This window comes from Corynebacterium sp. HMSC05D03 (genome assembly GCF_001807205.1).
Taxonomy (GTDB): Bacteria; Actinomycetota; Actinomycetes; order Mycobacteriales; family Mycobacteriaceae; genus Corynebacterium; species Corynebacterium aurimucosum.
Window position 1 is genome coordinate 24,251 of the sequence record NZ_KV788177.1, and the last position, 21,804, is coordinate 46,054.

The 21,804-nt window shown below is 60.3% G+C and carries 25 protein-coding genes; 7 read left to right on the plus strand and 18 right to left on the minus strand.

Annotated features, from left to right (window positions below; translation table 11 throughout):
* Positions 1-537 precede the first annotated feature (537 nt).
* Positions 538-795: a WhiB family transcriptional regulator gene (locus HMPREF3147_RS06435; RefSeq protein ID WP_042529827.1), complete on the plus strand. Its 258-nt coding sequence runs from the start codon at positions 538-540 to the stop codon at positions 793-795.
* Between the two features lie 95 nt (positions 796-890).
* On the plus strand, positions 891-965 hold the full coding sequence (locus HMPREF3147_RS13130) for a 50S ribosomal protein bL37 (RefSeq protein WP_371325741.1): 75 nt from the start codon (positions 891-893) through the stop codon (positions 963-965).
* A gap of 95 nt (positions 966-1,060) precedes the next feature.
* On the opposite strand, the gene rsrA is transcribed toward HMPREF3147_RS13130, so the two are convergent.
* Complete coding sequence (gene rsrA, locus HMPREF3147_RS06440; RefSeq protein WP_070446136.1) at positions 1,061-1,333, minus strand: mycothiol system anti-sigma-R factor; 273 nt, start codon at positions 1,331-1,333, stop codon at positions 1,061-1,063.
* On the minus strand, positions 1,333-1,938 hold the full coding sequence (locus HMPREF3147_RS06445; protein ID WP_070446138.1) for a sigma-70 family RNA polymerase sigma factor: 606 nt from the start codon (positions 1,936-1,938) through the stop codon (positions 1,333-1,335). The genes rsrA and HMPREF3147_RS06445 overlap by 1 nt, the downstream gene beginning before the upstream one ends.
* A gap of 37 nt (positions 1,939-1,975) precedes the next feature.
* Between HMPREF3147_RS06445 and ybaK the strand changes: the two genes are divergently transcribed.
* Entirely contained in the window at positions 1,976-2,479 is a 504-nt protein-coding gene (ybaK, locus tag HMPREF3147_RS06450) for a Cys-tRNA(Pro) deacylase (RefSeq protein WP_070446140.1), read from the plus strand.
* Positions 2,480-2,489: 10 nt separating this feature from the next.
* On the opposite strand, the gene HMPREF3147_RS06455 is transcribed toward ybaK, so the two are convergent.
* On the minus strand, positions 2,490-3,152 hold the full coding sequence (locus HMPREF3147_RS06455) for an SOS response-associated peptidase (protein ID WP_070446142.1): 663 nt from the start codon (positions 3,150-3,152) through the stop codon (positions 2,490-2,492).
* Here HMPREF3147_RS06455 and aroA point away from each other — a divergent pair.
* Both aroA and rsgA read left to right on the plus strand, forming a co-directional pair.
* Entirely contained in the window at positions 3,151-4,455 is a 1,305-nt protein-coding gene (gene aroA / locus HMPREF3147_RS06460) for a 3-phosphoshikimate 1-carboxyvinyltransferase (protein ID WP_070446145.1), read from the plus strand. The genes HMPREF3147_RS06455 and aroA overlap by 2 nt on opposite strands.
* Positions 4,448-5,470: a ribosome small subunit-dependent GTPase A gene (rsgA, locus tag HMPREF3147_RS06465; protein WP_070446147.1), complete on the plus strand. Its 1,023-nt coding sequence runs from the start codon at positions 4,448-4,450 to the stop codon at positions 5,468-5,470. The genes aroA and rsgA overlap by 8 nt, the downstream gene beginning before the upstream one ends.
* A gap of 60 nt (positions 5,471-5,530) precedes the next feature.
* On the opposite strand, the gene HMPREF3147_RS06470 is transcribed toward rsgA, so the two are convergent.
* The 4 genes from HMPREF3147_RS06470 to HMPREF3147_RS06485 all read right to left on the minus strand — a co-directional run bounded on the left by HMPREF3147_RS06470 (position 5,531) and on the right by HMPREF3147_RS06485 (position 7,517).
* Entirely contained in the window at positions 5,531-6,136 is a 606-nt protein-coding gene (locus HMPREF3147_RS06470) for a hypothetical protein (RefSeq protein WP_070446149.1), read from the minus strand.
* Positions 6,137-6,190: 54 nt separating this feature from the next.
* Positions 6,191-6,502: a hypothetical protein gene (locus tag HMPREF3147_RS06475; RefSeq protein WP_070446152.1), complete on the minus strand. Its 312-nt coding sequence runs from the start codon at positions 6,500-6,502 to the stop codon at positions 6,191-6,193.
* An 85-nt stretch (positions 6,503-6,587) separates the two neighbouring features.
* Positions 6,588-7,094 carry a DUF6912 family protein gene (locus tag HMPREF3147_RS06480; RefSeq protein WP_201829629.1) on the minus strand — a complete coding sequence of 169 codons (507 nt, stop codon included), beginning with the start codon at positions 7,092-7,094 and terminating at the stop codon, positions 6,588-6,590.
* A 12-nt stretch (positions 7,095-7,106) separates the two neighbouring features.
* Positions 7,107-7,517, minus strand: coding sequence for an HAD-IA family hydrolase (locus HMPREF3147_RS06485; protein WP_010189184.1), 411 nt, complete (start codon positions 7,515-7,517; stop codon positions 7,107-7,109).
* A gap of 220 nt (positions 7,518-7,737) precedes the next feature.
* Here HMPREF3147_RS06485 and HMPREF3147_RS12575 point away from each other — a divergent pair, with 220 nt between their 5' ends.
* On the plus strand, positions 7,738-8,142 hold the full coding sequence (locus HMPREF3147_RS12575; protein ID WP_083276453.1) for a hypothetical protein: 405 nt from the start codon (positions 7,738-7,740) through the stop codon (positions 8,140-8,142).
* 81 nt (positions 8,143-8,223) lie between these two features.
* Here HMPREF3147_RS12575 and HMPREF3147_RS06490 read toward each other — a convergent pair whose 3' ends face one another.
* From HMPREF3147_RS06490 to HMPREF3147_RS06530, 9 genes are all read right to left on the minus strand, one after another.
* The gene (locus HMPREF3147_RS06490; RefSeq protein ID WP_070446156.1) at positions 8,224-8,583 is read right to left on the minus strand and encodes a hypothetical protein; all 360 of its coding nucleotides are present in this window, start codon (positions 8,581-8,583) and stop codon (positions 8,224-8,226) included.
* 133 nt (positions 8,584-8,716) lie between these two features.
* Positions 8,717-11,269 (minus strand): preprotein translocase subunit SecA, encoded by a 2,553-nt coding sequence (gene secA, locus HMPREF3147_RS06495; RefSeq protein WP_070446158.1) that lies wholly within the window; start codon positions 11,267-11,269, stop codon positions 8,717-8,719.
* A 272-nt stretch (positions 11,270-11,541) separates the two neighbouring features.
* Positions 11,542-12,186, minus strand: coding sequence for a ribosome hibernation-promoting factor, HPF/YfiA family (hpf, locus tag HMPREF3147_RS06500; protein WP_010189188.1), 645 nt, complete (start codon positions 12,184-12,186; stop codon positions 11,542-11,544).
* 170 nt (positions 12,187-12,356) lie between these two features.
* A complete protein-coding gene (locus tag HMPREF3147_RS06505; protein ID WP_070446159.1) occupies positions 12,357-13,037 on the minus strand; it encodes a ComF family protein in 681 nt (226 codons plus the stop codon).
* Between the two features lie 21 nt (positions 13,038-13,058).
* Entirely contained in the window at positions 13,059-14,768 is a 1,710-nt protein-coding gene (gene lpqB, locus HMPREF3147_RS06510; RefSeq protein WP_070446161.1) for an MtrAB system accessory lipoprotein LpqB, read from the minus strand.
* Positions 14,765-16,438: an MtrAB system histidine kinase MtrB gene (gene mtrB / locus HMPREF3147_RS06515; protein WP_305764403.1), complete on the minus strand. Its 1,674-nt coding sequence runs from the start codon at positions 16,436-16,438 to the stop codon at positions 14,765-14,767. Before mtrB ends, lpqB begins: the two co-directional genes overlap by 4 nt.
* Before the next feature lie 69 nt (positions 16,439-16,507).
* On the minus strand, positions 16,508-17,194 hold the full coding sequence (gene mtrA / locus HMPREF3147_RS06520; protein WP_070446165.1) for an MtrAB system response regulator MtrA: 687 nt from the start codon (positions 17,192-17,194) through the stop codon (positions 16,508-16,510).
* A 1-nt stretch (position 17,195) separates the two neighbouring features.
* A complete protein-coding gene (locus HMPREF3147_RS06525) occupies positions 17,196-17,816 on the minus strand; it encodes a dTMP kinase (protein ID WP_070446167.1) in 621 nt (206 codons plus the stop codon).
* Between the two features lie 44 nt (positions 17,817-17,860).
* Positions 17,861-18,214, minus strand: coding sequence for a DUF4259 domain-containing protein (locus HMPREF3147_RS06530; protein WP_070446169.1), 354 nt, complete (start codon positions 18,212-18,214; stop codon positions 17,861-17,863).
* 372 nt (positions 18,215-18,586) lie between these two features.
* Here HMPREF3147_RS06530 and HMPREF3147_RS06540 point away from each other — a divergent pair, with 372 nt between their 5' ends.
* Positions 18,587-19,501, plus strand: a complete 915-nt coding sequence (locus tag HMPREF3147_RS06540; protein ID WP_070446174.1) for a DNA-directed RNA polymerase II — start codon at positions 18,587-18,589, stop codon at positions 19,499-19,501.
* A 92-nt stretch (positions 19,502-19,593) separates the two neighbouring features.
* On the opposite strand, the gene manA is transcribed toward HMPREF3147_RS06540, so the two are convergent.
* Together manA and HMPREF3147_RS06550 are read right to left on the minus strand one after the other, a co-directional pair.
* Entirely contained in the window at positions 19,594-20,823 is a 1,230-nt protein-coding gene (gene manA / locus HMPREF3147_RS06545; protein WP_070446176.1) for a mannose-6-phosphate isomerase, class I, read from the minus strand.
* Positions 20,824-20,832: 9 nt separating this feature from the next.
* The gene (locus HMPREF3147_RS06550; RefSeq protein ID WP_246815736.1) at positions 20,833-21,786 is read right to left on the minus strand and encodes an exopolyphosphatase; all 954 of its coding nucleotides are present in this window, start codon (positions 21,784-21,786) and stop codon (positions 20,833-20,835) included.
* Between the last annotated feature and the right edge of the window lie 18 nt (positions 21,787-21,804).

Below are 21,804 nucleotides of genomic sequence, written 5' to 3' on the forward strand. Positions count from 1 at the left end.
CGACTCCACGCCATAACCCGCGCGCACCCACATGCTTCAGCCTAATCCTCCTCCGCCGCGGTGTTCCTCGGCTTCCTCCATCCGTAATTTCGGGGGCAGAGGGATGAACCCGGATTTGACGCGATCCAGGTCACCACACTCACCACCTTACCCTTATCACCGCAGGTGGAAGCGTTTCTGACAGGGTTCTTACAGGAGCCAACCCATAACAATCATATGAATTGGCCGAATTTATTTAGTGACTTTGGACACTTTTTAGCCTCTATCCCTAGCGGAGTTTGAGTAAACGTGTCATTATTCTCAGGTAGCAAAAACAACGAGCTGTTAAATCAGTTCTTAACTCGGAGAAAACTCCAAGTTAACCAAAAGTGAACCATGGCGGCGGCGACGCTGGCCCCAACTCGAGACAGGGCCCCACTGACCGCAGACCAGTTCACTTAAACCCCGTAGCACTCGGAACAGTTCACTGTCGTGAACTGCCCTTGGTGCGCCTGCTTTCAACTACTGCTGTCAAAAATTTGTTAGGAGATATCAATCATGGATTGGCGCCACGAAGCTGTTTGCCGCGACGAAGACCCGGAGCTCTTCTTCCCTGTCGGTAATTCCGGCCCTGCACTCACCCAGATCGCTAAGGCCAAGCTGGTCTGCAACCGCTGCCCGGTCGCTTCCTCTTGCCTCAAGTGGGCCCTCGAGTCCGGCCAGGATGCCGGCGTGTGGGGCGGCCTCTCTGAGGAGGAGCGCCGCGCTATCAAGCGCCGTAACCGCAGCCGCGCTCGCGCCCGCGTTTCCGCTTAAGAAACCCACAGTAGGCGCACCCCCGATTAACACCTCGGCATACCCTGCCGCTACAGTTGAATAAGTTCATTTCCCTTTAACAGAAGGAGCATACGATGAGCAAGCGTGGCCGCAAGCGCAAGGATCGCCGTAAGAAGCCCGCTAACCACGGCAAGCGTCCTGGCGCATAACGTCAGTAATTTAGGGCTCGTTTCTTCCCCTCACGAATCGAGGGAGGGAACGAGCCCTTTTGCATATCCTGAGCCGGTTTTAAGCGCTCGAGGCCCTATCCCCAGGTAATCTCAGTCCGCGTAATCTGCACGCTAATGCGCTGGCGCAGTGACTGAGGTGCGACCTGTCCCCCACAGCATTTGCGCACGAGTGCGCGGACTACTTCTTCGCTCTCGACGCGCTGCTGACAGGTATCGCACTGCGCGAGGTGCTCGCGGATTTCCAGTGCTCGCGCATAGCTCGTTGATTCATCGAATAGCTCCCGAAAGAGCGCTTCAACCTCGGGAGAGTTACACGCACCGCAATTGCGTCCTGTTGCGCGTTCCATTACTTCTCCTCCATCTCTGGGTGGTTGCGACCAATGCCTTTGTCTCGTGCTACGTCCTTCAACGCCGCACGAAGCAATTTTCTTCCGCGGTGAAGGCGGCTCATGACCGTCCCCAACGGAGTGCCCATCACTTCCGCGATTTCCTTATAGGCCAAACCCACCACATCCGAGTAGTACACCACCATGCGGTAATCCTCCGGCAGGTCATTCATGGCCTCGGAAATCTCCGAATCCGGCATCTGCTTGAGCGCTTCGACCTCCGCTGATTCCAGGCCCGTGGAGTCATGTCCGGACGTGGTATACAGCTGAAAGTCACTAAGCTCGTCCGCTGAGGATTCCACTGGGCGGCGCTTGGCCTTCCGGTAGGAGTTGATGTAGGTATTCGTCATGATGCGGTACAGCCACGCCTTCAAGTTCGTCCCCTGTTTGAAGGAATCGAAGTTGCTAAAGGCCTTGAGGTAGGTCTCTTGGATCAAATCCTCCGCGTCTTGCGGGTTGCGCGTCAGACGCATCGCTCCGCCGTAAAGCTGGTCCAGCAAGGGCAAGGCTTGCTCCTCAAACAACCGCTGTTTCTGAAGCGTCTCGCTCGTCGTTTCTGTGGCCATACCGACCATCCTAGCGCTCAGGACTAGGGTGGTTTATATGTCCAAGAAGACCCCGCGTGCCGCTACCCCCGCTCTCAAACTCCTCGAAGAGGCAGGTATTGACCACCACGTCTCCACCTTTGATGGCGGTCGCGAAAACTTCGGCGAGGCAGCCGCTGCGGCCCTCGACGTTACTCCTGAGCGTATCTTCAAAACCCTCGTCATTGATCTGAGCGCCGGCAAAGGCCCCAAACGCCAACTCGCCGTCTGCGTCCTTCCGGTCACACACCAGCTCAGTCTCAAGAAGGCCGCCGCAGCTTTCGGTGCGTCCAAGGCCACAATGGCCGCGCCTGCCGACGCCTCCAAGTCCTCCGGCTACATCCCCGGCGGCATCTCCCCGTTAGGGCACAAACACGTCCTGCCCACTGTCGTTGACGCGACCGCGCTGCTCTTCGATACCATCTTCTTCTCCGGCGGCAAGCGTGGCCTCGACATTGAGATGAATCCGAAAGATCTCCCCCGCGTGCTGGAGCTCTCCTTCGCCGACGTGCTCGCCGACTAGCTCTCGTGCACTAGAACAAGGCAGTGGCCGGTGGTTCGTCGATAAGCTCTGCGTAGTCGTTGCGCACGTTGCCCACCGCGGGGTCGGCCGGGCGTGCCTGAAAGCCGCGCACAGAGCTCGGCTCCAGCAGCGCCTCCCCCGCCAGCCAGGGCGCGATTTCATCTGCAGTTAGAAACTTGGGCAAGCGGTGGTGCAGCCACGCCATCTCCTCCGTGGCATCCGTGGTCACCATCGTGGCCGAGAGCCTCTCCAACCCCGTGGCCCACAAACCAGCCGCCCACAGCAGGCCATCGGGCCCGGTCACATAATAGGGCTGCTTCTTGGCCTTCTTATCCCCACCGGCTTTCCACTCGTAGTAACCATCCAGCGGGATAACGCAGCGCTGTGCTTTGAAGGCATCCCGGAAGGAAGGTTTCTGCGCCACAGTCTCCGCGCGGGCATTAAACAGCGGTGGGCCGTCGAGGTCCTTCTTCCAGTGCGGGATAAGCCCCCAGCGCGCTGGCTCCACGCGGACGGTCTCCTCCGCAACCCGCACGATGGCGATGGGCTGGGTCGGAGCAATGTTATAGCGTGCCGGCGGCAGGCCTTCCGGCGCATGAACTTCCGTAATGGATTCCCACGCTCCGACTTCCTCCAGTAGGGACTCGGTGAACAGAACAAATCTTCCGCACATGCCCTTTATTATGGACTACATGTCTGCTTTCTGGTGTGCTCCCCAACCCGCCGGCCCGTTGTCCTGGACTCAGGAAGTTCCCGGGTCAAAGTCGATGACCAACCGCGCCCTCATCCTCGCTGCGTTGGCCGACTCACCTTCTATCATCTACAACCCGCTGGTCTCCCGCGATACTGACCTGATGAAAGAAGCTTTGAAGGCCATGGGCGTAGGTATCTCCGAGTGGGGACCGCACCTGCGCGTGAGCCCGGGGACGCTGCATGGCGCGACCGTCAATTGTGGCCTGGCTGGCACGATCATGCGCTTCTTGCCTCCGGTGGCAGCGCTGGCCGATGGGCCCGTTGTCATCGACGGTGACCCTTATGCCCGCAAGCGCCCCATGTCCACGATGACCATGGCCTTGCGTGAGTTGGGCGTCGACATCGAAGGCGATAGCCTGCCACTTAGCATCACGCCCCATGGCATTCCGGAGGGCGCCGAAGTCACCATTGATGCCTCCGCTTCTTCCCAGTTCGTCTCCGGCTTGCTCCTGGCCGGGGCGCGCTACCGCAACGGTATCAGCGTGCGCCACGAAGGCGGCACCGTCCCTTCCCAACCACATATTCTCATGACCGTTAGTATGCTGCGTGAGGCCGGCGTGCATGTGCTCGCGGGCGAGGATAATTGGGTCGTACGGCCTGGAAAGATTGAGGGACGCGAGTGGTACATCGAACCAGATCTCTCTAACGCCACGCCCTTCCTGGCTGCAGCGACAGTCGCCGGCGGCAGCGTGAACATTCTGAATTGGCCGGAGGAAACGACCCAACCAGGTGATGCTTTCCGCGGCATCCTGGAGCACATGGGGGCACAGGTTGAGTACGTCCCGCAGGCCCCTCGCCAAGATCCCTACCTGCAGGTCACTGGCCCACAGGAGGGTCTAGCATGCCTGCGCGGCATCGATCTCGATATGGGAGATATCGGCGAGCTCACCCCGACCGTAGCCGCGCTGTGTGCTCTGGCCTCAACGCCGTCAACCCTGACCGGCATCGCGCACCTGCGCGGCCATGAGACGGACCGTCTGGCGGCCCTCGCTACAGAGATTAACGGCTTGGGCGGCAACGTCACTGAGCTTGACGACGGCCTCCGCATCACCCCTGCCCCACTCCACGGCGGCCAGTGGCACTCCTACGCCGACCACCGCATGGCCACCGCTGGCGCCATCATTGGCCTGGCAGTCGACGGTGTCGAGGTCGAGGACATCGATACCACGTCCAAGACTCTGCCCGGCTTCGCCAAGATGTGGGAGGCCATGATCCATGGCTAGGCGCGCGAGCAGCTACGACGAATCTGATGTCCGTATCCGGCCGGGCAAAGGGTCGCGCCCCCGCACGAAGGACCGTCCGAAGCACAAGGATGCCAAGTTCGGCATGGTCATCACCAAGGACCGCGGGCGCTGGGGAGTTGCCCTTGATAATGATGGCCCAGTCGTCACCGCTATGCGCGCCCGCGAAATGGGCCGCACGCCCGTCGAGGTCGGTGATCGGGTCGGCGTCGTGGGCGATACTTCTGGTAAGAAGGACACCCTCGCGCGCATCGTGAAGCTAGCGGAGCGCACTTCCGTCCTTCGGCGCACCGCGGATGACACAGACGCTTATGAGCGAATCGTGGTGGCGAATGCGGACCGCCTGCTGATCGTGAGCGCTGTGGCGGATCCACCGCCGCGCTCCGGATTCGTGGAGCGTGCCCTCATCGCGGCCTTCGCCGGCAATATCCAACCGGTCCTGTGCCTGACGAAGACCGACCTCACCGACCCCACTCCGTTCGCCCAAGAGTTTGCGGACTTGGATGTCACCGTGGTGGAAGCTGGCGTGGACGATGGACTGGAGCAGGTCTGTGCCGCAATTGATGGACATGTCACGGCCCTCATCGGCCACTCCGGTGTGGGTAAATCAACCTTGGTCAACCGGCTCGTCCCGGATGCCAACCGCGAAACCGGCGAAGTCTCCGCCGTGGGCAAAGGCCGCCATACATCGACGCAGTCGGTGGCGCTGCGACTGCCGGCGGAAGGAAGCACCCCGCATGGCGGGTGGATCATTGATACCCCAGGCATCCGCTCCTTCGGCCTAGCCCACATTGATGCGGAAAACGTCATTGAGGTCTTCGATGATCTTGCCGAAGCGATTGAGGATTGCCCGCGTGGCTGCACGCATGCCGGGCCACCCGCGGACCCCGAATGCGGGTTGGACCTCAGCATAGAGGAAGGGACAGCTTCTGCACGCCGCCGTGATGCGGTTCGCAACCTGCTGGCTTCCCTGCGCACCAACGTCGATTGGGCCTAAGGCCTAAGGGCCTTACTCCTAGCGCAGGAAAGGCCTTAGGCGCCCTAACGGGGCCTAGTTTTAAAGCGGAAGCATTGCTGCCAGCTGCGGCGGCAGGACGGTCTTAAGGAAGGGGCCAGCCGCGCGGAGGACCATCAGGATCACGGCCAAGCCGCCGGTAACACCGAGGATAACGGCTCCGCCGGTATCGATATTGGAGGAGGTGTTGGCACCGCTCGCCTCCCTCTTATTGAACTCTTCCTTCTTCGCACAGGCGTTGAGCGCCTTGATGTACTCCGGTGCGATGCCACGGAAGGCCTTTACCACCGCAATGTTGTTCTTGGCGCGCTTGACGGCGTTCTCATCACCGAACTCGACCTCCGCCTCGTAACCTGCCAGTGCACGGAAGAGCTCTTCCGACTGGTCCTCTACGGCGCGAGCACGCTTCTCCGCGTCCTTGGGCGAAATCTTAAGGCCATTCTTTAGCAAGCTGCTGTCGACATCATTGGCCTTCGACTCCGCATTCTTCAGGTCGCTGGCTTCCTCCTCGCTCAAGGTGATGGTGCACTTCTCATCCTTGATGGTGGTGCTTACCGCGCCCGCCGTGGGGGCTGCGACACCACCGGCAAGAACCGCAACCGACAAGCTGGAAGCAGCAACTACGCGGCGAAGGCGAGAGGAAGACATACTGAGGAAACCTTTCGATCGAGCTAAAGTTTTACCCCCGCAGATTATCAATAATTAGCCCAACTTGGGCAGGTAATCACCAAACTCCTTGTAGGCGGCGAAGCCAATGCTGATGATGCCGAAGAGGACGGAGATAATGACGGCCGCTGGACCCTGGGATGAACCTTCCAGGATGCGCAGCCACGGGGTCGTGGGCTTCACGGCCATATCAGGGTCTGGGTTCCCAGGTTCCGGCTTGCTGCGATCCGCGTGCACCTGCGCGATCGGTGCTGCAGGCTCCTCTGCGCCGGCAACTGGTGCGGCGACAAGCGCAGCGGTGCTCAGGGCAGCGGCGGTGACAAGGCTAGCAAGACGGGATCTCTTCATGGTGGTGCTCCTTCTAAAGCGATGGCGTTAGAGGCTTAGACTAGCACCACGCGTGAGGCACCGGTGATTATTTCCCAGTAGATCCTTAGAGAAGCTCCACGAGGATGGGTAGTTCGGTGGGGTCATAAAATGCCATGAAATTGTCCAAAGCATCACCCACTGCGAGCTCAGCGTCCTCATCTCCGAGGTCAGCGTTGTCGATAGCGTCTATAGCCTTGGCCGTAGCGGCTTCGGATTCCTCGATATCCACGTGGATAGCCTGCAGGTTAGCCTTCGTGATCGTGGCAGGGTTGAGGGCCACGACGGGCTCACCCATGTCTGGCTTCGGAGTCACCACGGACTCATCCACGTCGACGGAGATGACCACGCGTCGGTGGGGAAACTTTTCTTCGTCCCCGATAGCCAGCAGGCGCAATGAAGCCATGGAAGCTTCAAGGAAGGCAGAGTACTCAATTTCTTCCTCGTCGCCTTCGGTATAGAACTCACGCAACGCGGGTGTTAGCGCAAAACCCCAACCACTGCGGGCAGCGAGCTGGCCGGTCTCCTCAAGCTCAGCCAGCATACCGAAGGTAGCCGGCAGGAAGACGCGCACATCCTTCGACACTTAGAACTCACCTTCAATGTCGAAGACTGCCTGAACCTCAACGCTCGTGCGATCGAAGACCGTGTAGAGCATGCCCACCATGCCGTTCTCCACAGCAGCGCGCACGTTAACGATGGAATCATCCACCATGACGCAATCATTAATCGGCAGGTCAATAGCATCTGCCGCGGCTTGGAAGGCAGCACGGTCCGGCTTCTCAGCGCCAACCTCGCCAGAAAGCACCACGGCATCCACGATGCCGCGGTATTCCCACTCTCGAATGTGCTCCGCACCTGGGCCGCCCGGATCGTTCGAAAGGATAGCGGTGGCAACTCCGTTGGATTTCGCGGCGGCGAATAGTTCCCGCCAGCGCTTGACGTCCTCTTCGGTGCCGTCAAGCACGCCTACAAAATCGACGATGAGTCCACGCATATTATCTACCCTTCGCATTGAACTGTGTTTATCGTCCGAAAGTATAGCGAACATACCGCCCGCCTGCTCTCACCGGCCAATGCGCTGCAAAGCTCTAGCCGCAGACGGGGCTGCCATGGCACAATGAACGTACATCCAGCTTCCTTCTCTGTGCCATCCCCCGATCCTTGCTTCAGCGCTTTCCTCCGTACCGCGCACTGCGGAAGAGGACGCTATTCACATGTACACCCCCATCCCCGGCATGAGCCACCTACAACTGTATGTTGCCCCGCAACGTATCCGCTATGAGCGCGAGCCCACAGCTCGCGACCTGGCCACGCGGGAAGAGATCCGTGGTCTCGTTGTCATAGTTCTCGAAGTCGCCGCCGCCTTGCGGCCTTTGAGTCATCTCAATAACCCACGCTTCGCCCCAGAAATCACTAAGCATGTGCGCGCCTGGAGGAAAGCCCAGGCAGCTGCAGAATCGCACGGAGGAATGACGCTGCGCAGCTTGCACGCGCGCTCAAATGGTGAGTTCTTCGGTTCGGTGCTCTTAGGCTCAACACGGCGCGCTTTTACCGGCGCTGCAACCGGCCGACACCTGCGGTCTTTCCGCTTACTTTCGGGCGGCCTGCAAACCCACTGACACAAGAGACAGAGGTTCTGAAAAGATGAGTTTGCGGCCTTGAAGAGCCCTAGAAATCACGCCTATGACTTAGCGCTGGTCTTAAAACATCGATCCCAGCTTGATCAGGATGGGTGTCCAATCGATTCCGGCGAAGGCTGCAGAAGCGCTCACCAAAGCTAGGCTGATGCCGCCAAACATGGTGGCCCCCACCACGGGAAGCTTCGCAGTAGCTTCATCAAGACTTTCCGGTTCAGACACCGCGCCACACTGAGTGGAGACAACATCCTGCGAGCTGAGTGCAGCGCCCTTCAGGGAGTCATCGCTTTGAGAGCCCAATACGGAGGCCAGCTGGCACTGCTCTTCTGGGGCTAGTTCCACAGCCGAAGCAGCTGCGCCGCCACCCAGCAGGGTGGCAGATGCGAACACGGATAGACCTACTCGCAGAGACAAGCGGCGCATACTGACTCAACCTCCGAAGAACAATAATTAATGTTCTGACAGTATATACCTAACTACTTCCAATAAAAAGACGCCGTGGGGAATGATTCCCACGGCGTCCTGCGTTGACTAGCGCTGGCGCATCAAGGTTGCCCTAGGCTTCCGCTTCATTCACTGCGTTTGCCTCTTCCTGCGCCTTGAACTGCTTGCGCAGCATAAACAGCTGGCGCACGGTTTCTTCCTTGACCGCGTCGTTCATGGCATTGAACATGTCGCCGCCTTCCTTCTGGTACTCCACCAGAGGATCTCGCTGCGCCATGGCACGCAGACCGATGCCTTCCTTGAGGTAATCCATCTCATAGAGGTGCTCGCGCCACTTCTGGTCAATAACCGGCAGGATGATCATGCGCTCGGTATTGCGCATCTGGCTCTCACCACCGATAGCGCTCACAGCTTCTTCGAGTTGGTCATACTCGGAATTCGCATCAGCCAACAGTGCATCGCGCAGCTGCTCCGCAGAAATCTCGCCGGCGGAGCCGTACTCGGTACCGGCGACAAGCTCCTCGTGCGTCATGGTCGGCCCGTAGAGGGATTCCAGCGCATTCCACAGCTCGTCTAGGTTCCAGTCCTCCACGTAGCCGGTAGCCGTCGCACCCGCCACGTAAGCAGACACGGTGTCGTTGATCATCTCGCGGATGTTGTCCTTGATGTCGCTGGCCTCGAGGATGTCGTGGCGGGTGGCGTATACCACCTTGCGCTGCTCATTGAGTACCTCATCGTACTTGAGCACGTTTTTACGCATCTCAAAGTTCTGGTTTTCCACCTGTGCCTGTGCACCCTTGATGGAGTTAGAGACCATCTTGGCCTCGATCGGCACATCATCTGGCACGTTGAGGCGGTTCATCATATTCTCCATGGACTGGCCCACGAAGCGCACCATGAGCTCATCACGCATGGACAGGTAGAAACGGGTCTCACCCGGGTCACCCTGACGGCCGGAACGGCCGCGCAGCTGGTTATCAATACGGCGCGACTCGTGGCGCTCGGTGCCCAATACGTACAGGCCGCCGGCCTCGCGGACCTCGTCGCCCAGGCGCTTGGAGCGTTCCCTCTCCTGATCGATCTCGGAATCCCAGGCCTCCTGGTACTTCTCTTCATCCTCAAAGGGATCGAGGCCGCGCTCGCGCAGCTTCTCATCCAGGATGACCTCGGGGTTACCGCCGAGCACGATATCGGTACCGCGGCCGGCCATGTTGGTGGCGACGGTTACGGCGCCCGGGCGGCCGGCACGGGCGACGATCTGTCCCTCTTCCTCATGGTGCTTCGCATTGAGTACCGAGTGCTTGATTCCGCGCTTGCTCAACAGTTGCGAGAGGTACTCGGAGCGCTCCACGGAGGTGGTACCCACCAACACCGGCTGGCCGTCGGCAACGTGTTCCTCGATGTCATCCACCACCGCAGCGAACTTGGCTTCCTGGGTCTTGTAGATGCGGTCGGAGTGATCGGTACGCTGGTTCGGCTTATTCGTCGGAATCGGCACCACATCTAGCCCATAGATGGAGTGCAACTCAGCAGCCTCGGTTTCTGCGGTACCGGTCATGCCGGAAATCTTGTCGTAGAGGCGGAAGTAGTTCTGGAGCGTAACGGTGGCGAGAGTCTGGTTCTCGTTCTTGATCTCCACCTCTTCCTTTGCCTCAATGGCCTGGTGCATACCTTCGTTGTAGCGGCGGCCAGCCAGAACACGGCCGGTGAAGCTATCCACGATCAGCACTTCGCCATTGCGGACAATGTAGTCCTTATCGCGGGTGAAGAGCTCCTTCGCCTTCAAGGCATTGTTGAGGTAGGACACCAACTGGGAGTGCTCTGGGGCGTAGAGGTTTTCAATGCCCAGCTGATCCTCGACGAATTCGACGCCCTCCTCCAGCACACCAATGGTGCGCTTCTTGTGGTCCACCTCGTAGTGGATGCCCTCGCGCATCTTCGGCGCTAGCTTGGAGAAAACGCCGTAGAACTGGGAGGAGCCGTCGACCGGTCCGGAAATAATGAGCGGGGTACGGGCCTCGTCGATCAGGATGGAGTCAACCTCATCCACAATGCAGTAATTGTGGCCACGCTGGACCGTGTCATTGAGCGAGCGGACCATGTTGTCGCGCAGGTAGTCAAAGCCCAGCTCATTGTTGGTGCCGTACGTGATGTCGCAAGCATAAGCTTCCTTACGCTCCGCAGGGCGCATTTCGGAGAGGATGACGCCAACGGTGAGGCCCAGCCAGCGGTGGACACGGCCCATCATCTCGGCGTCACGCTTGGCCAAGTAATCGTTGACCGTCACGATGTGTACGCCCTTGCCCTCCAGCGCATTGAGGTAGGCCGGCAGCAGCGAGGTCAGGGTCTTGCCCTCACCGGTGCGCATCTCAGCGACGTTGCCGAAGTGCAGGGCGGCACCGCCCATAACCTGCACCTTGTAGTGCTTCTGGTCAAGCACGCGCCAGGCAGCCTCACGCACGGTGGCGAAGGCTTCGAGAAGGATGTCATTCATCTTTTCGCCATCCGCCAGACGCTTCTTAAACTCGTCAGTCTTAGCCTTGAGCTCGTCGTCCGACAGCGCCGCGAATTTATCTTCTAAGGCAATAACATCATCTGCAATTTTGGCCAGGCGCTTGACGGTGCGCCCCTCACCGGCACGGAGCAGCTTGGAAAGTCCAAACACGTCTAGATAGTCCTTCTTGTCGCGACAAATAAGTTAACTCGTCGCCATTGTACTCACTAGCTTTTCTCTCACGATTCGCCACCCAACCCAAAGCGCAATTCTGTCCCCACCCCGACGTTTGCAGGACGCTCCCCTCGGCCGTCACGAAAAAAGATGATCGAAGATTAACAATGCCTAATAGGGACATAAGAAGGCTCCCTGTCTCGCTGCGCGTGTGCGCTGCGGTGCAGGGAGCCTGTGTATTAGGCCCTACGGCCTTTAAGGCTCAGGCCTTAAGCATCAGCATCCGTCAAGGAAATAAGACCGTAGTCGAATGCGTGGCGGCGGTAAACCACAGAAGGCTTGTTGTTCTCCTCGTTGATAAAGAGGTAGAAGTCGTGGCCGACCAGCTCCATCTCGCTGAGCGCATCATCAACAGACATCGGGGTTGCTGGGTGCTCCTTGAAGCGGACAACCTGGCCCGGACGAACATCCTCGACAGTCTCGGCGTAGGGATCGATGTAGCGCTCTTCCTTAGCGGGCTTAGCTGCCTCAGCTTCAGCGACCAGCTCAGCGGCGATCTGACCAGTACCCTTCTGGGCGCGGTGGCCGGACTTCACGTTCTCACGGCGCACCTTAACCTTGCGCAGGGAGCGTTCCATCTTGCCCAGAGCGGTCTCGAGTGCCGCATAGAAAGAATCTTCCTTCGCCTCGGCGCGAGCGATGTGCCCCTTACCGGTAGCGGTGATCTGCAGACGCTCTGCCTCGGACTCGCGGCGCGGGTTCGGCTCGTGCTGCAGCTCCACGTGGAAGAAGGTCAGGGTCGGATCAAGGCGCTCGATCTTGGCTAGTTTTTCAGTGACACGTTCCTGGAAGTGCTCCGGAACCTCCACGTTACGGCCGGTGATGGTGACCTGAGCGTTGGTCTGCTGGGACATGAAATGCCTCCCTATACTCGTGGGGACTGAATGACTGCACATTCTGCGGACTTCTACAAGCCTGTGATAAGGAGCCGGAAGCCCGCTTCCCTGTGACACCCCTCATGTTACCACTGGTCATAACCTACACGATGACTGGCCCCTACACTCATGCATGATGATGGCCCGCCCTACGCATCTGCCAGCACAATCGCGCCCGCGACGTCACCCCCGATAGCCCATACACGCGCGGCGCTAGCACGCAGAGTTGCGCCGGTGGTGATGACGTCGTCGACAAGCATCACGTTCTTCCCCACCAGTTCGCGGGCGGCGGGACGCAACAGCACGGCTGTCCGCATGTTATCGGCGCGCTCCACGGCGCTGAGCTCTGATTGATCCGCACTGCTTTCAGCCGTGCTCAGGGCATTAACCACAGCCCAGCCTGGAAGCCTGGCAGCCGCTGCCTGGCACAGCGCGGCAACAGGATCGCCACCGCGGCGACGAGCCGAGGACACGCGCGTCGGCGCTGGCACGAGCAACCCAGTCTCCGGGATATCACCGCGGGCGCGCAAGTAATCGATGCCGGCAGCGAACACCGCCCCGAGGTGAGCACGCACTGCGTGGTGCCCGTGTTCCTTCATGGCGATGATGACACCACGGCGAGTATCGGAATAGGGACCAAGAGCCCATGCCGGAAACCCCAGGGGCCGCGGCCGTTCCACCCGGCGTGGAACCTGCCGCAAGTGTTCCTGGCAGGAAGCGCACAACACCCCGCCCGCAGCTGTTTCTCCCCCGCACCCAGCGCAGGGGCGTGGCAAGAAAAGCTCCACGAGAGCGGCCGTGACCTCCCCTATCCCCCGATTCTTCGGCATGCGCCCCACTTTAGCGCGACTCTAGCGCGCGATGATGGGTGAGGATCGCACTCCCTGCAGGCCTTCGACTTCACGCCAATACGAGCGTTCAGATCCGCCTGCGGGAAGCTGCAGTAGAGCATGCGCATCGGTGACGTAGTGCGTCGACGGCGAGGAAGCCACCGCCACCACCGGCGCGGTGATATTTCCGGTAGGTAAGGTGGTAGCAGAGGAACCGTCTTGCTCAATACGCCACACGGGCGAATTCGACGCCGAGGTACCCACGAGCAAAGAACCATCCGTCTGCCACTCCACGGACAAGGCCGAGCCGGTCAGCTCTGGACCAACTTGGTGGATGTTGACGATACGCCGCTCGCCCGAGGTCGCGCGGGCCACCACGCCTGTGTAAATGCTGCCGTCGATGATCATGGCGATACGGGCTCCCGTGAGGGACAGTCGAATGACCGAGATCTCTCCCTCCATGTTCTCCAGTGCAGAGGTGTCCACCTCCGCGGTACTCAGTTCGCCAGTCGCCGGCGAACGCGTCACACGGACTACATGTTTGCCGTCAACAACGGTCCACGCCACCTGGCCGCCCACCTCAAAGGTGGGGCGGGCTAGGGTTTCGCCCTTGACCGAACCCTTGAGTCCGTGGCCGAGCTCGCCCATCGCCAGCTGCGATTCCTTCTCAGAACGCTTACGCACCGCGGCCACCATCCCCTCATCCGAGATATCGGCGGACTGGATGTCATGGATCTGGCCGGCCATGCCCTGTACCTCGGTGCTACCTTCGCCCTTGACTTCCAGCAGGGAGCCGTCGTTGACGGCGTAGAGCTTGGGCACGGATTGGGCAGCTACCTCTGGGTTAAACTCGGCGAAATCATCGATGGTCATCTCCTCCATGTTGTCAACCAAGGGGCTGCCATCGATGGTGGCGCGAACTGAATTAGTGATCTCCGCGTTGTTGAGAGTCCAGACCAACTGGGAGGCAAATTTAAGGCGCTCCTCCTGGCTCATTGCTGACATCCCACTGAATTCATACACACCATCGTTGATGCCTAAGAAAGTGGCATCCTTCGGGATCAAGGTGGAGGTCGCCGGAGCGATATCGGAAGACGGACCCTGTAGCAGGAGGGTGACCAACTCTGAAGCGATCGAGTCCTTTCCCGAGTAGAGCCACCGACGGTCCGCCACCAGTAGGCGCTGGGTTGTACCGAAGAAGTACAGCGACTGCGGGCGGTAGCGGTTGCGCAGTTCCGTGCGCTCGATCACCGCGCCAGTAGGCAGGTCGGTAATGCGCCATTGCCCATTGAACTGGCGCAGGCGGACAGTCGCCTCAAGACGCGAGTTATCCGGGACATAGGCCCCGCCATTCGCCAGACGGCCGATAATGTTGCCGCGCACTGAATACTCGAGGGCACCGTCTTCCATGTTTGAGGTCACAAGGTCGATGGAGTCCACGACGAGCACGGTATCCGTGGGATCCCAGGAATTAGCGATTTCGGAGGCAAGGAAGGTGCGGGCAGCAGCGTAGTTGCCAGTGGGAATCGCCACGGCCGAATAGAAGTCACGGACTAAGAGGTCCGGTTCGCTATCGGTGCGGGGCTCCACGACGGCATCGTCTGCCCGCTCATGAGGTTCAAAGGTGCCGATCACCTGGGGATCAGTGTTATGCGGCAAGGTCGAGCACCCGACGAGGGTAGTAAGCGCGACGCAGCTGAGCACTGCGAGTGAGCGGCGGGCCGGAATCATCGCTGGGCCTCCTCGTCGAAATCGGGGACGATGTCTTGATTGAACGGCGCTTCCGCGCCACGCGCTTCGCGCTCCGAGGGCCACACTATCCCGTTATCCGGCTCTGCCTTTACTGCAGGGGCTCCTAGTTCAGTGCTCACGTCGAGCGCGGACTGTTCCTCCGCTTCGACGGGCTTCGGAGCGCCCGGGACCTCGAGGGCAATGGGCTCAGATTCCACCGCTTCCCCCGGGGTGCGTGGCAGGACTAGACGGAAGCGCGAGCCGATGCCGAAGTAGCCGATGGCATCCAGAGTGCCTCCATGGAGCACGGCATCCTCGCGAGCGATGGCCAAGCCTAAGCCGGTTCCGCCTGAGTGGCGCTTGCGCGAGGAATCCGCGCGCCAGAAGCGGTTGAACACCAGCTCCTCCTGACCTTCCTTGAGTCCCACGCCAGAATCGGTGACGGCGATGCCAACGGCATCCTCAGTCGCGCCGATATCCACGGTAACGGGGTTGCCTTCAGAGTGATCAATGGCGTTCGCGAGCAGGTTACGCAAGATGCGCTCGACGCGGCGCGAATCGCATTCCACAGCCACGGGTTCCTCTGGGGCATGAACGATAACCTCCACCCCCAACTCGTCGGCGAGGTGTTCCACCTGGCTCAGTGCGGAGTCCAAACAGGAGCGAATATCAAGGGAGGCCGTGGACAAATCAGCCACGCCTGCATCGTGGCGAGAGATCTCCAAAAGGTCCGCGAGCAAGTCCTCGAAACGGTCCAGCTCCTTGATGAGCAACTCCGCCGAACGTTTGGTGTAGGGGTTGAACTCTTCTGCGTCTTCCGCGATGACATCCGCCGCCATGCGCACCGTCGTCAGCGGCGTGCGCAACTCGTGAGAGACATCGGAAGTGAACTGCCGCTGGAGGTCGCCATATTCCTCCAGCTGGGTAATCTGCTTTGACAGCTTGTCTGCCATGTCATTGAAAGAGGAAGCAAGGCGGCCCATCTCATCATCCGAGTTGACCACCATGCGCTCGCGCAGGTGGCCGGCGGCAAATCGTTGTGCAATGCGGGATGCGGAGCGAATCGGGACGATCACCTGCTGGGTGGCCAGCCAGGCAATACCTACGAGGAGGACCACGACCACCACTCCGGCGGCCGAGAGCAGACCACGCATAAGCGCCATCGTGGATTCCTCGGACTCCATGGACAATACGAGGTAGACCTGGGTATTCGGGATATCACTTTCAATGGGTGTGCCCACCATCAACGCGTTATAGGTCGCCCCCGACTGCTGGTCCACCGTGGCATATTGCTGGACAACCTGACCGCGGCTGACGAGCTCGCGCATCCCATCGGGAATACGGTAGCCCTCCGGCGAGGTCGTGGCCGTGCCGTCTGAGTTTTCCACGACGATGACCGGCTCATACACGGCCTGGGCATCGGGCTGTTGCGCCGACATTTGGCCCAAGGCGGCGCGCGCAGAGTTGATGCGCACCTGCGTTGAATTTGCTGTGCCGGTGGCATCGATCTGCTGCTCCACGGCCACACGAGCGCGGTCGAGCTCCTGCAGTGCGGTGTCTTCCTTCTGGCTCACGAGCTGTTGTGTCAACACCGACACCAGTGCATACGCCAGGATGATCATGACCACCGTGGAGGCGACCAGCATCATGCCCAAGACACGTGTCTGCAGGGACGTGCGCCAGCGCTCGACGACGCCATCCCGGGCTCGCCTTAACCAACCAAAAATAGCGGTAGTCCTTTACTCGGCGATTTTTCCAGTCTTGTATCCCACACCGCGCACCGTGAGCACGATGTGTGGATCTTCTGGGTCGTGCTCGATCTTTGCGCGCAGGCGCTGAACATGCACGTTGACCAAGCGAGTATCGGAAGCGTGGCGGTAACCCCAGACGGATTCGAGCAACGCCTCGCGGGTGTGCACCTGTCCGGGCTTTCGAGCCATCTCCAGCAGGAGGTCGAACTCTAGCGGGGTCAGCGAGATCTCCTCGCCGCCCTTACGGGTGACGGTGTGCTCGGGGACGTCGATAAGCAGGTCCCCTACCTCAATTATTTCGCTCGTACCCCCGTCAATCCGGCGCAGGCGCGCACGGATACGGGCGATGAGCTCTTTCGGCTTGAAGGGTTTGGTGATGTAGTCATCCGCCCCCGATTCGAGGCCAAGGACCACATCGACGGTATCGGTCTTTGCGGTGAGCATCACGATAGGCACCGAGGACTCGGTACGGATGGCACGGCAGATATCAACGCCGTTCATACCCGGAAGCATGAGATCCAACAGGATCAGATCGGGGTCATGCTCGCGGAAGGCCGGGATGGCCTCATTACCATCGTTGACGGCAATAGGTTCCAGCCCTTCCGCCTCGAGCACGATGGTAAGCATTTCGGCAATCGCCGGATCATCATCCACGACCAAGATTTTCGGTGCCACGTTATTGTTCTCCTACAAGCTCCTTGACAGCTTGGATAATCATATCGGCATCCGCGGTGGCGATCCACCGCCCTGCCCACTGCTGCTCCGCCAACTGACGGTAGGCAGCCGCCGTGCGTGACTGCAGCGCGGCATCGCGTTCATAGCGGTCGCGGTTGCGTCCCTCATCCTCTGCTGCACGGGCCACGGCACGCTGGCCGGCAAGGGCTACGTCGGTATCCAAAAAGACCTGCAGTTGCGGCACCGGCAGGCCGAAGCGCTCGAATTCGAGCTCATAAATCCAATCAACAATGAGCTCCCCTCCCACCCGCGCGGAAGAGTACGCGGCGTTGGAGGCCACATAGCGGTCCAGAATGAGCAGAGAGTCCGAGGACGCAGCGGCGGTGAGGAGCTGTTCCTTGGCGCCCCGCCGATCCAGCGCAAAGAGCGTGGCCATCCCGTAGATCGAATCGGTGAGGTCACCCATACGCCCGTAGAGCGCCTCCTGCGCGAGCTGGGCATGGATGGAGTCTTCGTAGCGCGGGAAGCTTAAGACTTCGACATCGCAGGCTAGTTCTTCCCGCAAGCGCTGGGTGATGGTGTTCTTACCCGCGCCGTCAATTCCTTCAATACTGATCAGCATGCTTGGTGTATCTGGTGCTCGAGCTGTTTCTAGGAAAGCTGGCTCTACGACAGAGCCTCAATGAAGGGCTCAAGGTCATAGTCCTCTTCCACACCTTCGATCAGCTCGAGCGCGTTTTCGTTCAGGTTCTCGCTGCCGGAGCCGGCGAGATCCCGGATGAAGGGGTAGTCCTCAACGACCTCCCCGGCACTGAACGGAGCACCTGCCCAGATGGCAGCAATCGTGGCCGCCGCTAGGGCGTTGCGCTGCTCCTCTTCAGTCTGCGCCTCACCTGAAGCCGCAAGCGCGCAGGCATCATCGACCGCAGCAACGATCTCTTCATCCTCTAGATCAGCCAGTTCATCCAAGAAGTCGACGTTGGCCTCGTCAGCGAAGATGTCTTCATCCCATGAGCTCATTGTTTTCTCCTTTATGCTCTGGTGAATTAGGGGTCTGTGTTCTTATATCCACGGTGGGCCGGTGCGGATTCGCAGGCGGGGCACGCCGCGCAGCCGCTATCTAATCCAAGTTCTACCATTCTTTAGGCGCACGTATGCAAGGCTTGCTCCCGCGGGCCCGTTTTATTACGGCACTAGCTATTTACCTTTCCTTCCTCTTTCACATTTCTCTCTCCTTCTACAGCGCACCGAAGACCGGCTCACATAAGAAGCGCGTGGGGATTATTGCCCAGCCCATTTACTATCCTCAGTTTCGTGTTATCGTTGTTACCGTCTTGTGACATTTGAGCAGGCTTTTGCGCAGCAATTTGAGTAGGAAGGAGAGCGCCCCGCATGACGAGCACCCCTCGCCGCATTGTGGCTTTCGTCGTGGCAGGCCTCCTATGCGCCGTCGCCGTTGGCATCGCAGTTTGGCGCATGAGCGCGCCGGATTCCGTGGTATCCAAGCCCTCCGCCGCCACCGCTGCCTCAAGCGCTCCGGCCACGTCATCTTCGGCAACGCACTCCTACACCACCACGGCCTCCCCGACCTCGACGCGCTCCAAGCAGTCCCAGACTCAGGTTGCCGCACCCGCGGAGGATCCGTATTTGGCACCGAATGCCGTAGTGAACCGCACGGAACCGGCTGCGCCCACGGCTGTCTACCGCCCTGATAATGTCTCCTCGCTGCAGAACCAGCAGCCGCAGGTAACGCCGAACACGCAGTACCCGCAGGCTCCGCTCAGCACGGCTCCCACTGCGCCGCCATCTGAAGGTTCCGCTACGACGGCCCCTGGGTCGCCAGTACCGGGCTCTCCTCAGCCGAGCTCAGAGCCGACGCAGCCGCCGACCACACCGGAGTCACCGACGATCGTTCCACAAGAGAGCCCAACGGAGGACCACCACGCTGGCCCGCAGTCCTCCGGGCAGCCACAGCCTGAAGAACCTTCTGACTCCCCTGAGTCCTTCAATCCGCGGCCAGCTGGGTTCACCCACGAAGCTCCCGCACCTGATGCTGAGACCCCCGCAGAACCCCGCGAAGCAGGCAAGAAACCGTGGGAAGGAACCGCCCCACTAGTCGGCGATGGCGCGAAAACTCCGGGGCGCGACGCCGAGACTCATCGAAGCAACGAGGCTCCCACCCCAGCGGCGCCGACGGATGATGCCCCCGTTGCCGAGGAACCTTCTGCAGCAACCCCCACCGCCACTGCTCCGGCTGAAAGCTCCCCCGAGCCAACCGCCGGACCGGCGATCACAGAGTCGGCTTAAATTCTCTCACACTTAAATCCCCTCACAGCTGCCCAGGCGCACACAAAGCCTGGGCAGCTGCGCAGTTTTAAGGCTGGCCGCACGCCATGGGCTTAGACGCGGGCGATGAATACCTCAGCACCCTCGGCGCCGGCAGCGCGGACGGTAGCAACAGGGTCGTTGGCAGGGAGCCACGCAGCGTGGCCCGCGCTTAAGTTGAGGCTCTCTGCCTCCGCGTTGCTCAACGCAGCTGCGCCGGAGGTACACAGCAGAATCATCGGGCCATCGCTGTCGACATCGACGCTCTCCTCGCCGGAAAGCTCTACACGGTCCAGCAGGAATTCCTCAATCGGTACCGGATAGGACCATGCCTTCGCGCCCTTCACGTTTCCGGTTTCGGAGGCATCCACTAACTCCACTCGCGGGTCTTCAGCCGCCTCGTAGGTGAGGACCTTGACCAGTTCAGGAACGTCAACGAACTTCGGGGTCAATCCGCCGCGTAGCACGTTATCGGAGTTGGCCATGATCTCTACGCCTAAGCCGGAGACATAGGCATGCAACTGCCCGGCGTCGAGGTAAATCGCCTCCCCTGGCTGCAGGACAATGTGGTTGAGCAGAAGCGCTCCCAGAACGCCGATATCACCTGGGTACTGTTCATTGAGCTTGGCCACGGTACCCATCACGGTGGTCATCCACGGCTCACTTGCCTGGGTGCTGCGCAGTCGCTCACCAGCAGCCACCACCGCATTGATCAGTTCCTTGCGCTTGGGGCCAGGGATCGTAATCCAGGTGGTAAACAGCGCGCGGAGACTATCGCCTTCGGCGGCTGGATCCGCATCAAGCATGCCTTCATAGTGCGCTAGTTCTTCGCATTCCAAAGCCGCGAAGAGGCTGCGGGTCTGCGCAAGGGGGCGGAATCCCGCCATGGCGTAAAACTCGGTGAGCGCCACGATGAGTTCCGGCTTGTGGTTGTCATCCTTGTAGTTGCGATTAGCTGCCGTGAGATCGATTCCCGCCGCGTTCTCGCGGGCAAAGCCTTCCTCGGCCTGCTGTTTCGAAGGATGCGCCTGCAGCGATAGCGGTTCGGCGGCTGCCAGAATCTTCAGCAAGAAGGGCAGGCCGGCACCATACTTGTCAGCCACCCGCTGTCCCAGCTGTCCTTGGGGGTCGGCCGCGATGATCTCATCCAGCTTCTCCTCCCCAATCGTTGAAGGGTCAGCCGGATGCGCACCGAACCACAGCTCTGCTACCGGGCTGTGGGCTTCCGGCTCGCCGAGCAGCGTCGGGATAAGCGTACGCGAACCCCACGAATAATTGCGGGCAGCGCTGGTGAGCAACTTCATTGAAATCCTTTATTTCACGTCGTAGGCGGTCGCGGCATAACTGCGCGTAATCAGCTGCAGCGCGCGGGCCAATTCCCCACAGGAGGTGTCGGCGCTCGCTGCTGCGAAAGAGTGGGGAAGGTTCGCCTCTTCCTGTCCCCATAAAACAATTTTCAAGGGTACCAAAGGCTCGTCCGCTTCAAACGGGTCGTAGAAGATGTCAGTCGGGTCTGTCTGCAGAATCGGCCCTAAGCCTTCCGCATCAACAACGGTCCCTCCCAGTCCGTGGGCTGCCCACAGCGCACCGGCCATGCGGGCAACAAGCGCGTCAAGGTGCACGCGCGTGCGCTCCTCCGACAACGCATAAGGATCGGGCCCACAGCTGTGGATGACTCGCCCGCCCTCTACGAATTCACGCAACGCGCGCCCAGGGTTCGTCGTGGAGTCACGTTGCGGGGATAGTGCTTCCAGCTCACGGTCCACTGCATCGGCGACGTCCTCCACACGGCGGGAAACGAGAACTGGGTCTTCGCTCAGCACCGCGTACACCGCGTGCACAGCTGTAATCACGCGCACCGGGGAGATCCCTTCGGCGGTGGGTAGGTTGTCAATGACGATGGTGTCCTCGGGGGCGTCGTCGATCTCATTGAGAAGGACTGTCGTGGCACCCCGGCGCGCAGCAGTATGCAGCGCGCGCTCCACCCACGGGCTATCCCCCACCACCACCACGACATCGAGGGCACCGGTAAAGCGCGGTAGTGACTCGCTGACCATGATGGGGACTTCAGCGGGCTCAGCTAGGCCCACAGCAACGTGAGCGGCAGCGCGAGAAACTTGGTCGGCGGCAAGGATGACGACGCTGCGCGGGCGGAGTCCGCCCAGCACGCGAGCAAGCTCCGGCACGGATGCAGCCACCACGCGCGCCTGGGCGCCTTCGTGGGCAATGTCAAAGAAGCCCACGGTTTCGGGGTCATAGGAAGTCATAGGCCCGAGCATAGCTAG

Bases quoted from the DNA above. Each gene is read 5' to 3' on its own strand.
- HMPREF3147_RS06470 (WP_070446149.1), bottom strand. From the start codon at position 6,136: ATGTCTTCCTCTCGCCTTCGCCGCGTAGTTGCTGCTTCCAGCTTGTCG.
- HMPREF3147_RS06550 (WP_246815736.1), bottom strand. From the start codon at position 21,786: ATGACTTCCTATGACCCCGAAACCGTGGGCTTCTTTGACATTGCCCAC.
- rsgA (WP_070446147.1), top strand. From the start codon at position 4,448: ATGGCTAGGCGCGCGAGCAGCTACGACGAATCTGATGTCCGTATCCGG.
- lpqB (WP_070446161.1), bottom strand. From the start codon at position 14,768: ATGATTCCGGCCCGCCGCTCACTCGCAGTGCTCAGCTGCGTCGCGCTT.
- aroA (WP_070446145.1), top strand. From the start codon at position 3,151: ATGCCCTTTATTATGGACTACATGTCTGCTTTCTGGTGTGCTCCCCAA.
- ybaK (WP_070446140.1), top strand. From the start codon at position 1,976: ATGTCCAAGAAGACCCCGCGTGCCGCTACCCCCGCTCTCAAACTCCTC.
- HMPREF3147_RS06485 (WP_010189184.1), bottom strand. From the start codon at position 7,517: ATGCGTGGACTCATCGTCGATTTTGTAGGCGTGCTTGACGGCACCGAA.
- HMPREF3147_RS06525 (WP_070446167.1), bottom strand. From the start codon at position 17,816: ATGCTGATCAGTATTGAAGGAATTGACGGCGCGGGTAAGAACACCATC.
- HMPREF3147_RS06505 (WP_070446159.1), bottom strand. From the start codon at position 13,037: ATGCCGAAGAATCGGGGGATAGGGGAGGTCACGGCCGCTCTCGTGGAG.
- rsrA (WP_070446136.1), bottom strand. From the start codon at position 1,333: ATGGAACGCGCAACAGGACGCAATTGCGGTGCGTGTAACTCTCCCGAG.
- hpf (WP_010189188.1), bottom strand. From the start codon at position 12,186: ATGTCCCAGCAGACCAACGCTCAGGTCACCATCACCGGCCGTAACGTG.
- HMPREF3147_RS06445 (WP_070446138.1), bottom strand. From the start codon at position 1,938: ATGGCCACAGAAACGACGAGCGAGACGCTTCAGAAACAGCGGTTGTTT.
- HMPREF3147_RS06475 (WP_070446152.1), bottom strand. From the start codon at position 6,502: ATGAAGAGATCCCGTCTTGCTAGCCTTGTCACCGCCGCTGCCCTGAGC.
- HMPREF3147_RS06455 (WP_070446142.1), bottom strand. From the start codon at position 3,152: ATGTGCGGAAGATTTGTTCTGTTCACCGAGTCCCTACTGGAGGAAGTC.
- manA (WP_070446176.1), bottom strand. From the start codon at position 20,823: ATGAAGTTGCTCACCAGCGCTGCCCGCAATTATTCGTGGGGTTCGCGT.
- HMPREF3147_RS06540 (WP_070446174.1), top strand. From the start codon at position 18,587: ATGACGAGCACCCCTCGCCGCATTGTGGCTTTCGTCGTGGCAGGCCTC.
- HMPREF3147_RS06530 (WP_070446169.1), bottom strand. From the start codon at position 18,214: ATGAGCTCATGGGATGAAGACATCTTCGCTGACGAGGCCAACGTCGAC.
- HMPREF3147_RS12575 (WP_083276453.1), top strand. From the start codon at position 7,738: ATGTACACCCCCATCCCCGGCATGAGCCACCTACAACTGTATGTTGCC.
- HMPREF3147_RS06490 (WP_070446156.1), bottom strand. From the start codon at position 8,583: ATGCGCCGCTTGTCTCTGCGAGTAGGTCTATCCGTGTTCGCATCTGCC.
- HMPREF3147_RS06435 (WP_042529827.1), top strand. From the start codon at position 538: ATGGATTGGCGCCACGAAGCTGTTTGCCGCGACGAAGACCCGGAGCTC.